This is a genomic window from Martelella sp. UBA3392, assembly GCF_002358775.1.
Taxonomy (GTDB): Bacteria; Pseudomonadota; Alphaproteobacteria; order Rhizobiales; family Rhizobiaceae; genus Martelella; species Martelella mediterranea.
In genome coordinates this window covers 1-11,118 of the sequence record NZ_DEPM01000263.1, presented here as the reverse complement: position 1 = coordinate 11,118, position 11,118 = coordinate 1, and the positions used below count along the sequence as shown (strand labels likewise).

Annotated in this window: 7 protein-coding genes; 3 read left to right on the top strand and 4 right to left on the bottom strand. The window is 63.7% G+C overall.

All coding sequences use genetic code 11. The annotated features are described in order from the left end of the window. The 4 genes from B4E36_RS20540 to wecB form a co-directional block, all read right to left on the bottom strand. A partial coding sequence (locus tag B4E36_RS20540) for a hypothetical protein (protein ID WP_345900760.1) occupies positions 1-497 on the bottom strand: 497 nt, incomplete at its 3' end. A 2-nt stretch (positions 498-499) separates the two neighbouring features. Further along, positions 500-2,680, bottom strand: a complete 2,181-nt coding sequence (locus tag B4E36_RS20535) for a glycosyl transferase family protein (protein WP_345900759.1) — start codon at positions 2,678-2,680, stop codon at positions 500-502. A gap of 10 nt (positions 2,681-2,690) precedes the next feature. Continuing rightward, complete coding sequence (locus B4E36_RS20530; protein WP_292059969.1) at positions 2,691-4,934, bottom strand: cellulose biosynthesis cyclic di-GMP-binding regulatory protein BcsB; 2,244 nt, start codon at positions 4,932-4,934, stop codon at positions 2,691-2,693. Continuing rightward, positions 4,931-6,130, bottom strand: coding sequence for a non-hydrolyzing UDP-N-acetylglucosamine 2-epimerase (gene wecB, locus B4E36_RS20525; protein ID WP_292059971.1), 1,200 nt, complete (start codon positions 6,128-6,130; stop codon positions 4,931-4,933). Before wecB ends, B4E36_RS20530 begins: the two co-directional genes overlap by 4 nt. A gap of 315 nt (positions 6,131-6,445) precedes the next feature. Here wecB and B4E36_RS20520 point away from each other — a divergent pair, with 315 nt between their 5' ends. The 3 genes from B4E36_RS20520 to B4E36_RS20510 all read left to right on the top strand — a co-directional run. Continuing rightward, the gene (locus B4E36_RS20520) at positions 6,446-6,970 is read left to right on the top strand and encodes a DedA family protein (protein WP_292059976.1); all 525 of its coding nucleotides are present in this window, start codon (positions 6,446-6,448) and stop codon (positions 6,968-6,970) included. A 276-nt stretch (positions 6,971-7,246) separates the two neighbouring features. Further along, complete coding sequence (locus B4E36_RS20515) at positions 7,247-9,976, top strand: DUF2339 domain-containing protein (RefSeq protein WP_345900758.1); 2,730 nt, start codon at positions 7,247-7,249, stop codon at positions 9,974-9,976. 354 nt (positions 9,977-10,330) lie between these two features. Continuing rightward, the coding region (locus B4E36_RS20510) for a DNA adenine methylase (RefSeq protein WP_345900757.1) at positions 10,331-11,118 on the top strand (788 nt) is incomplete at its 3' end.

Sequence of the window (11,118 nt, the reverse complement as noted above, 5' to 3'; positions counted from 1 at the left end):
CGGCTCGCCGCCGCCTCGGCATTCTTCAGAAGCGTGCGATAGTCGGCATTGTCCGGCGCCAGTTCCACAGCCTTTCTGGCCTGATCCACGGCCTTCCGGTATTGGCCCGCGGCATAGGCCTTGTAGGCCGCATCGGCAGCCTCATAGGCGGGGCTGGTTTCCGAAACGCTGTCGCTTGGCGCGCTCTTACTATTTTCAAGGTCGCGCGCGGTCTCGGCATTCTTCAGCAGGGTCTTGTAGGCCTCATGATCAGGCGCCAGTTCAACGGCCTTCCTGGCCTCCTCCACCGCCTTGTCATAATCGCCCGCGCCATAGGCGCGATAGGCAGCATCGGCTGCCTGATAGGCTGGACTGCTCTGCGAGAGCGGCGGCGGAGACTGGTCGTCGGCCAGAACGGAGGGCGCAGCCAGTGAGAGCGCGATCGCCGCAACCGCCGCCGACAGGGCGAGCCGGGACACGGCGTTGCGGAATGGGCGTTTCGTGTTTGTCGCTGCCATGTTCAAATCGCCTTTCCGGCAACGGGTTGGAGTGGCGAGAGCTTCCGGTTCCCGCGCAATCGCTCGATCCTGCGGCGCTGCTCGGCCAGCGCATCCTCGATCGCCTGGTTGAAGACCACATCCCGGGCGGCGAGATAGGCGCCGATCAGCCCGTCGCGCTGGGGAGAATAATCGGCGAGCGCCAAGTGCAGCGCTTCCGGGGAGATATCGCCTCGTTCGACGAGAATATCGCCAAGGCGCGGCAACGCGTCATTGGGAAGGGGCGAAACGCGCCTGCCTTCCGCGACATCGCGTTCGCAAAGAAGGTCCAGCCCGGCCGTGATCTGGCTGTCGCGGACAATGCAGACTTTCGGCGTTTCGCCGCACGCCGCGACGATCTCGGCGAGCGCCTGCGGCTCCAGCGGCACCGCGGTTGCCATCATCAAGCGCCCGTCCCCGGCGTCCTGCACCGGAAGGACGCGCAAGCGAAGACAGAGATCGGTGGAAAGCCGGCCGCGGGCGTTCAACACATCGTCCTCGCAGATCACCCGCATCTCGTAACCCGCCTGGAAAGCCACGGCTTCGGCGATCACCTCCTCCTGAAGCCAGCCTTCATCGATCAGGATACGACCGAGCGGGCGGCGCTGCTGCCGTTGCTTGGCGAGCGCCTCATCAAGCTGGGCATCGTCGATCGCCTGCCAGGTGACGAGCAGATCGCCGAGTCTGGCACTGCGCTCCACCAGCCCGTCGCCGGAGGGAAAGTCATGCATGGTCTTGTCCCAGACCAGCCGCTTGCCGGTCACGAGATGGGTGACATACTGCTTGAGCGCGCGCGCCATCGCCATGAAATTCACGAAATTGCCAACCACCATGCGCGGGATCGACAGCAATCCATGCTCCCAGCCGAAAGTCCGCGACGTGAAATAGAAGCGCTGCGCGACCCGCAACACTAGCGCAATGGCGTTCAGGATCAGCACGACGCCAACCCAGCCATGAACCGAAAGCAGCGGCGGGTAGGTGGTGGTAAACAGGCCGAAGCTGATGGCGAAATGAAAAACGATATACTGGAGCGCCAGCAGATAGGCAAAAACGGTAACGAAGCTGGTGACGATCGCCTTTCTGTCCCTGAGCAGGAAATAACGGTCGACCAGCGAGCCGTACCAGCCGAAATAGGCCCAGCCCTGGAAGCAGATGCCGAGCGACCACCGCGCCTTCTGGCGATAGGAGGTGCGGAACCTGTTGGGAAAATATTCCTGCACGCAAAGCGGCATCCGGACAGTCTTTTCGCGCTCCGGCCCGAAGCCGAACCAGCTCTTGCGCCGCATTTTGTAATCGACGGTAAACCGCGCGAGGATCGAGCGCATGCCGTGTTCGGCAAGGCGCACCCCGATATCGTAATCCTCGGTGAGCGTCTGGGTGTTGAAGGGCTGATTGTCGGTCTCGGCCGAAAGGGTGAGCAGCGCCTTGCGCGAGAAACATGTTCCCACGCCGGCGGACGGCACCATCCCTGACAAGGCCTCGCGCACGACGATATCCTTCCCGTGCCATTCGGCGAACTCATCCATGTATACGCCTGCCACGAGCTCGTACCAGTTGCGCTCCAGCGAGTTCACAGGAATCTGGATCAGGTCGATCCGCGGCAGAAGGTAGTTGAAGAAGCGCAGTTCCAGCGGATGAAGAACGTCCTCACTGTCGTGCAGAATGGTGCCGGCGAATGTGATGCCGTGCGTCTTCTCATGGGCGAAAATCGCCTGCACCACCCAGTTGAGGCAATCCGCCTTGCAGGTCGGCCCATCATGGGGAACCTCGACGCGCACAAGCTGGCGGTAGCGCTTGCGCATCCGCTCGACCTCGTCGATCGTGGCGCGGTCGTTGCGATAGGTACCGACGAAAATCGTGTAGTTCCGGTAATCGAGCGTGCGCACCATGCCCTCGATCATGGCCGCGATCACGTCGTGCTCCAGCCAGGCAGGCACCATGATCGCCATATGCTGTTCGGGGCGGTTATGAAGCTGTTCCGGCTGAAGCGGCTGGTAGTGGTGCTTCCTGGCCGCGAACCGCCGCTTGATCGCCCGCGCATAGAAAATCGCGTCGATGAAAAGATCGTCGAGACACGACAGCAGGATGATCACCGCGACGATCGCGGTGAAATCCTCCAGCAGCCGATAATAGTCGGCGAACAGGAATGGCCAGTAAAGCTGCATGATTGTCGGCCTAGTCCCGCTTGTCCCGGTTCCTGCGGCGCGCGATACCGGCCAGCAGGACAAGAACGATGAAGCCGCCGATAATCAGCGTGGTGAGCGCCCATGGCGCCTGCTCCAGCCAGAATTTCGGGCTCGTGATCAGACGCAGCGTCGACCCGTTGCTTTCGTCGAGCGGCGCACCGGAGGCGGCATAAACCGTGTTGCCGCTGGCGTTCAGCGCCGTCAGCACGCCGCTTTCGCCGATGATGGCGACATCGCCCTGGCCGAAGCTGAACGGCTTGCCAAGATCGGCCCCGGCGCCGACCGTGCGATAGTAAAGGCCCGGCTGGCTCTGGTCGAGCACGGCCTCGGCGACCGAAACGTCCGAAAGCCCGGCGGCATCGAAAAGCCGCTCGCCGCGCGCGGAGTCGATCGTGATCTTGTCGCCCGTGACGCTGACGCGATCCGCGCCCTTTTCGGGTGCGACATCGAAGAACAGGAAGGGCTTGTCCGGCACCGGCGCCGTGGCCGTATCGACGACCGCGAATTCGGCGCGCGCCGGCGCGATGCCCGCGGCATCGGCCACGCCCATCACCGTCGGCAGCGTCTCCAGCGCATCGTCGAGCCATGCCGCCGGCACGGCGACCTCGCTGTCGCCCGCCAGCTTCGCCACAAGCGTGGTGAAACCATCGGCGGCGGGCGCGTCCTTGAACACGACGCGGCTATCCGGCAGCACCGCGACGGGATAGGCCTGCGGAACTTCACGACACTGGTCGCTCGCGGGCTGGCGCTGGATTTCGACATTGATGACATTGCGCGGCAGCAGCGTATAGGCGGGTATGGCGACTGAAATCTGCTCGGGCGTGCCGTCGGCCTTCAACTGTTTGGCCCCCAGCAGATAGCCGTTGATCGAAACCGAAGCGACCGGCAGCGTCGCGGTTGCCCCGGGGGCCGCCGAGACGTTGAGGTCGAGGCGGCTCGGCACTTTTCCGGGCGCAGCCGTGCCGAGGTCGAATTGCGTCGACCAGTCGCCCCTTGCCACGACGTCAAGCCGGCTCGGCGCCTTGCCGAGCGCACCGAGCGCAATGGCGTCGCCCTCACCCGGCGGCATCGCCGCAGCTGCAAGCGTAAGGTCCCCCGACACCGCCGACTGACGCCACAACGTATCGAACAGGCCGGCCGCGGCATTGGCCGCATCCGGCGCAACCGCGATGACCGGCCGGCCCGAAAGCGTGCGCAGCCCGACGGTTTGCGAGCCGACGGGTTGGCCAAGCGCGTTGAAATCCTGCCGGATGGTCGCGACAGCAGCGGAAGCGGCGCCATCGGCGGCGACGATTTCCGCCGAAACGGCATCAAGCGCGGCTTTCAACTGCTCAGCCATCGCGCCGTCGGCAACAGCGATATCGGCGCTGAATTGCGGAGCGTCCAGCAGCATCAGCGCGCCGATCTCGGCTTCATTGGCGATCTGCACCTCGCCGCCGCCCGCAAGGCTCTTGAACGCCGGAACGCCGGCAAGCGATGGCGGCACCGTCAGCGCGGCGGTGTCGATCCGGTCGCCCACCTTCGGCAGGGCGATTGTCCTGACGGTCTTGCCGTCGCGCTGCAGCGCGGTTCCGATGCGCCATGCGGCATCGTAGCTGTTCTTGTCGAGGCGGCTTCCCGAAACCAGCAGCGTCACCTCCGTGGGAAGCGCCGACCATGCCATGCTGATATCTTTCACCGCGGAGGCGGCATAACCATATTCCAGATAGGTGTCGGGCTCGATCTCGAGCATGTTGCCGATCGGTCGCGCATCGTCGCAATAATATTGCCCGGTGGCGGAGGACCAGTTCACCTTCAGATGCACGAAACCGTTGTCGCGGGCCGCGCCGTCGATACCGATGCTGGTATCGGCCGCGCCGCCGTCATCCGTCGGCGAGCGCGCAAGCAGCATGCGATCGTCAACCGACAGCGTATAGGTGGTCTGTCCGCCATCCGCCCGCAGGTAACGGCCTTCGAAATTAAGCGTGGGGTCGATCAGTTCGACGCCCGCCGGAACGGGAATATAGATATCGCGTTCGGCCCCGGTCGATCCAAGCGCCACCGGCGTGCCGATGCCGAGTTCCTCCAGCGTGACCTTGCGGGTGATCACCCGATCCTTGGTCCCCGCCGCAAGCGTATCGGCGATGGCGCCGGCATGGCTTTCCTGCGGAACCAGCAGGACTGGCGCCACCGTGCCCGCAAGAAGAGTGGCGATCACAGCGTTCCTGGACAGGGCGGTTTTGGTGTTCTTCATTTCGTGGCAGTCCTCAAGGAAACAGCGCGCAGGTGGCGCGGGCGGGCATGCGGGGCAGCCTCCGCTGCGAAGGGAATGACGGCGCGTCCGGCAAGCGTATCGACGATGCGCTGCGCGGCCTTGCCGTCGCCATAGGGATTGATCGCGGCGGATTGGAGCGCATGGGCGCGGGGATCGTCCAGAAGATGCACGACCTCGCGCATGATTCTCGCGGTGTCGGTTCCGACCAGTTTCACCGTGCCGGCCGCGAGCGCCTCCGGTCGCTCGGTGACGTCGCGCATCACCAGGACGGGTTTTCCAAGCGAAGGCGCCTCTTCCTGCACGCCGCCCGAATCGGTCAGGATGATATGGGATCGTTCCATCAGATAGACGAATTCGAGATAGGCCTGCGGCGCGATCAGATGCACGTTGTTCAGCCCGCCCAGCATATCCTGGACCGGCCCCGCGACATTGGGGTTCAGATGCACGGGATAGACGATCTGCAGGTCCTCGCGCCGGGCAAGTTCCCGCAACGCCTTGCAGATATTGATGAAACCGCCGCCGAAACTCTCGCGACGATGCCCGGTGACCAGCAAGGTCTTCAGCTCGGAATCCAGAAACGGAAAATCGGCGTCCAGCCGGGCCCTGAGGGCCGCGTCGCAGCGAATGCGGGCCGCAACCTCCGTCAGCGCGTCGATCACCGTATTGCCGGTGACGACAACCCTGCCCTGAAGATGCTCGCCCGCGAGATTGCGCGCGCTCGAAATGGTCGGCGCGAAATGATAGGCCGAGACGACATCGACGAGCCGCCGGTTCATTTCTTCGGGCCAGGGTTTCGAAAGATCATAGGTTCTCAGCCCCGCCTCGACATGCCCGATGGCAATGCCGCGGTGGAAGGCGGCAATGCCCGCCGCCATTGCCGTGGTGGTATCGCCGTGAACCAGGACGACATCAGGCCGCGCCTCTTCGAATACCTGGTCGAGACCGGCGATCATCTTCGCGCTGAGCGCATTCAGCCCCTGGTTGGGCGCCATGACCGCAAGATCGAAATCCGGCTTGATTGCGAAAAGCGACAGCACCTGATCAAGCATGCTGCGATGCTGGCCGGTAACACAAACCTCAGTTGTGATAGCGCTATCACACCTCAGAGCATTAACCACCGGGGCCATCTTTATGGCCTCAGGGCGGGTGCCGAAAACACAGAGAATCCTGGTCAAATTCTTACTCCGATCCAAAACATATGATTCCGGTGAGCCCGGATTGGGAGACCCTGCTATTTGGGAAACGTGTCTTTTGTGCGGGTTACTTTTTGTTAACCTTCCGCTTTGCGCGTCGGAAATCGCCACCAGAACGGAAGCCGGCAAAAGTTCGCGCCAGACCGTGGGTCTCGCAGGCGAAACAGGGTTGTGGCGTCGTGGACGAAAATCGGGCAAGGTGAGCCACGAGCAACCAAAGGACAACCAAACCGGCTTTCAAGTACGTGCCGGCGTCTCAAGCAAGCAGGTCCCATGGCGCATTTCATCAAAGACTCGATCACCTTCATCGAACCTTACCTCCACCACTACGGACTGCTCGCGCTCTTCATCATCATCTATCTGGAATCGCTCGGCGCGCCGATGCCGGGCGAAAGCGCGTTGATCGGTGCCTCGTTGCTGGCGGCTGACGGACAGCTATCGATCGTGGGCATATTCTTCGTCGTTGTCTGCGCGGCCGTAATGGGAGACAGCACGGGCTATCTGATCGGCCGGTTTGGCGGCCGGGCGGTGATCTCGCGCTACGGACGTTACGTCGGCATGACGGAAGACCGTCAGAACTGGATCGAGGGACTCTATGAAAAACGCGGCGCATGGGTCGTTGTCGGTGCCCGCTTCGTCGTCATCCTGAGACAATTGAACGGGATCGCGGCAGGCTCCATGGGAATGCGCTGGCCGTCCTTCCTCGCCGCCAATATCGTCGGCGGCCTGTTGTGGGCCGCTGTCTGGACCATCGGGCCCTATATGTTCGGCGACGTCATCGCCGAGCGCCTCCACCTCAACCTGCACGGCGCGCCTTCGTGATAGCCTGGCGGAAAGGCGAAGCCGCGCGGACCGGCGCAATCCTGCCCAGCGGGCCTTCCGGCTTGACCAGCATGAAGCATCCGCTGCCATCGGTGGCTTCGTTGTTGAAACCACGCCTCTTGCATGGCTGGCCGTTCTGCCGCTCGACGGCATGAGACACTGGAAACAGAGGACGACCGTCAGGCGGTTTTGTGGCCAGTCGACAACGTGCCCAGCGCACGGTAACAGTTGCCTCCGTTAAACTGTCGCATTGTGCTGCAAGTGGAATATTTTGATATGACTTCGGTTTTCTGGCTTCTTGTAATCCTCCTCGTGGCGTTCGCCATGTCGCATTCCAGGGTGAGGAGCCGTCTCAGGAAACTGGAGGATGAGCAGCAGCGAACCCGCCAACGGCTGGAACTGCTGGAGCGCCAGGCGCAGGGCAATGCGGAAGAAAGCGTCGCCGCCGGCGCAGACGGCACGGAAAAAACGCCAACCGGAGAACCGGTCGAAAGCGTGGAGCCGCCCGCAGTCGAGACCGTCGCGCCGCCGGAAGGTGCGCCGCCGGCCGAAGCAGAAAAATCATCCAGCGCCGTCAAGGGGCCGCCGCGCGCCTTTGTCTTTACCGGCGAGGTCATGCGGCAGTTCACACAGTGGCTTCGTCAAAACTGGACGATCGCTCTGGCGGCGCTTTCGCTGGCGCTGGGTGGCGTATTCATGGTTCAGTATGGCGTCGAAAACGGGTTGCTGACGCCGGTCTGGCGCGTGGTCGGCGCGCTGGCGCTGGGCGCCTTGATGATCGCCGTCGGCGAGGCGATCCGCCGCCGCTACGGCGACGAGCGGACGGCCTCCACGGCAGCCCTCCCCTCGGTCTTTGCCGGGGCGGGACTGGTGACGCTCTTTTCCGCCGTGCTCGCCGCTCGTCTTCTCTACGGCCTCGTGTCCCCGGAAACCACGCTCGCCGGGCTGGTTCTGGTCAGCATACTGGCGGTGGCGCTCGGCTGGCTCTATGGCTCCGTGCTGAGCGCCGTCGGCATTATCGGCGCCACCGCCGCGCCCTTTCTTGTCGGCGGCGAATCCGAGAGCGGCTGGCTGTTCTTCTACTATTTCGCCTTCATCGCCATTGCCGGCCTTGCCGTCGACAGCGTCAAGCGCTGGGCCTGGGTCTCCGCCGTGGTGCTGATCGCGACCTCAAGCGCGGCCACACTGCTCTATGTCGCCACCGGCGGCCTGATCCATTATACGGCGTTTCTCGCGCTTTCCTGGCTGGCGTCCGTCATCATCCCCGTTCAGAGCTTCGTACCGACCCATGCCGGCCAGACGGTTCTGGCGACGCTTGCCGGCCTTCGCCCGCGCGCGGATTTCCCGACCCGGGTTGTCGCGGCGATGACGCTGTTCGTCAGCGCGGCCGGCATTTACCTGTCTCTCGAAGCGCCGTCCGCGACAGAGGCGACTGTCGCCTTCCTGCTCGTCGCCGTCGTCCTGGGCGCGACGCTGATATGGATGCACCGCGCCGAAGCGCTGAAAGACGTCCCGCTCCTGCCCGCCGCCGCGTTCCTGGCCGTACTCGTGCTGCAAGCGGTCGAATACGGTCCGCTTTTCGGCCAGATCCTCGCCATGCGGGAAGCGGCGACGACACCCGCGACCTCATTCATAACACTGGCCCTCGTCCTCTCGGCAGTCGCATCGATCATGGCCTTCTGGCGGATGACCCGGTCCGCGGATGATGCCCGCGCGGCGTTAGGTTTTGCCCTGGGGGCTGCGACCTTTGCGCCGGCGAGCGCCTTCATCTTCCAGTTTCTCTGGTCGCCGGCGGCCGCCTTCGGGGATTATCTCTGGAGCCTCCACATTCTCGCGATCGCGGCAGTCATGGCCGTGCTGACGGATCGAACCTTGCGGAGCGGCGATGCCAACCAGCGACAGCTTCGCGCGGCCCTCTTCGCAATCGCCGCGCTGTCGATGCTGGCGCTGGCGCTGTTCGTGGTGCTGACCCAGACGGCGCTCACGCTGGCGCTCGGCGTGGTCGTGATCCTCACCATCTGGCTCGACCGGCGTTTTGATCTTGCGCTCATCGGCATCTTCACCAAGGTGGCGCTCGCCATCATCGCCTTCCGCCTGATCGCGAGTCCCGGCTTTTTCTGGGCGGTGCGCAGCACCACCCCATGGCTGGCCTTCATCGAGGCCTATGGCGGCACGCTGGCCTTGCTATATGTCGGGTGGCGGCTGACCGTTTCCCGCGCGCGGCTGTCCGTGCAGGCGGCGATCGAGACCGCCACATGGACGGTTGCAGCCGTCTTCGCCTGTGCATTGCTGCAGCGGCTGGTGCCGGACGAACCCGGGCTGCTCGCCGCGGTGATGGCGATCGCCATGGTCGCCCAGATCAACCGCCTGCCGACGACCGGCAAGTGGCTGCGGATTTTCCGGGCGGCGCTTGCCGTGCTGTTCGGCCTTGTCGCCACGGCCCTGATTGCCGTGCCGCTCACAATCACCAACCCGGTGTTGTTCCGCCTCAACCCGGTGACGGGGCCGGCGATCTTCGACAGCCTGGCGCTCAGCTATTTGCCGCTCGCGGCGGTGCTGGCGATCGGCGCCTGGAAAATCGGCACGCTCGGCCGGCGATTGCGGATTGCCTTCACCTGCGTCTCGAGCCTGCTTGCAGGCTTCTATGTTGCCTGCGAAATCCGGCGGTTCTGGCGCGGCAACGACCTTTCGGTCCCGGGCGTCACCCAGCCGGAACTCTACAGCTACACGATCGCGCTGGTGATCATCTGCGCTGTTCTGCTGCTGATCAGCTTTTCCCGCCGCTCCCATGCCCTGCGCAAGGTCGCCATGGCCGCGACCGGCCTGACAATCGCGAAGGTCTTCCTCGTGGATATTTCCGGCCTCGAAGGGCTCCTGCGCGTCGTATCCTTCATCGGCCTCGGCCTGGCGCTGGCCGGCCTCGGCTGGCTCGACCGCGCCATGAACCAGCGCTGGAACAGGATGTCAGACAAGGCCGAAACAACGGGTGACGGCAGAGATTTCTAACAAATCCGCCGCCGTTCCTCCCGGTTTCATCCGCCACGGGAATAGGCAGCGCGGGATAAATCCGGGCCTACTTGGGATGGTGCAGTATCCGCCGCGGATGATCTGACGGCAGCTATATCCCTGCCTCCACTATCGACGGAGAGGCCTTTTGAAAATCGTACCCGACGCCATGGGTATGGGGCTCTACGCCCCATGCCATTTCAAGGTCAAAACCGCGACATCGTCAGCCGACGAGGCCATGGCCCAGCGGGGTCAAGTTTGCCGACCGAACCCGCCGGGCAGCACAATACGATAACCGCCACACCCGCACCCCGAAGGGCCTGCGCGTTGTGAGCGATTCGTAGGATATTTGAAATGGTAAATCAGCGCCCGGTCGCTCCGACCGTTCCCGCCGCCGGCTATATCGGCGGCAAGCGCATTCTGTCCAAGACCGTCATTCGCAAGATCAACGCGATCCCGCATGACGGCTATGCCGAGCCCTTCGTCGGCATGGGCGGCGTGTTCCTGCGCCGCGATCGCCAGCCAAGGACGGAGGTGATCAACGATATCAGCGGCGACGTCGCCAACTTCTTCCGCATCCTGCAGCGGCATTTTCCGCAGTTCATGGATACGCTGCGCTTCCAGATATCCGGAAGGCGGGAGTTCGAGCGGCTGATGAAGACCGACCCGACGACGCTGACCGATCTCGAACGCGCCGCCCGCTTCCTCTATCTCCAGCGCCTCGCCTTCGGCGGCAAGGTCGCCGGCCGCAACTTCGGCGTCAGCAAGACCACCGGCGCGCGCTTCAACCTGGTCAAGCTCGCCTCGACGCTTGAGGATATCCACGAGCGCCTCGCCGGCGTCGTCATCGAATGCCTGCCCTGGCAGGACTTCATCCGCCGCTATGACCGGCCCGGCATGCTGTTCTATCTCGACCCGCCCTATTGGGGAAACGAGGCCGACTATGGCGCGGGCGTCTTCGGCCGGGCGGACTTCGAGGCGATGGCGGAGGCTTTAGCCGGCCTTCAAGGCACCTTCATCCTGTCCTTAAACGCCGTTCAAGGCGTCTTTGAAACCTTCTCACGGTTCGACATCGAGGAGGTCGATTGCACCTATTCGATCGGAGATGGGAACGGGAAGAGAGGTGGCTCGGGAAATCTGCA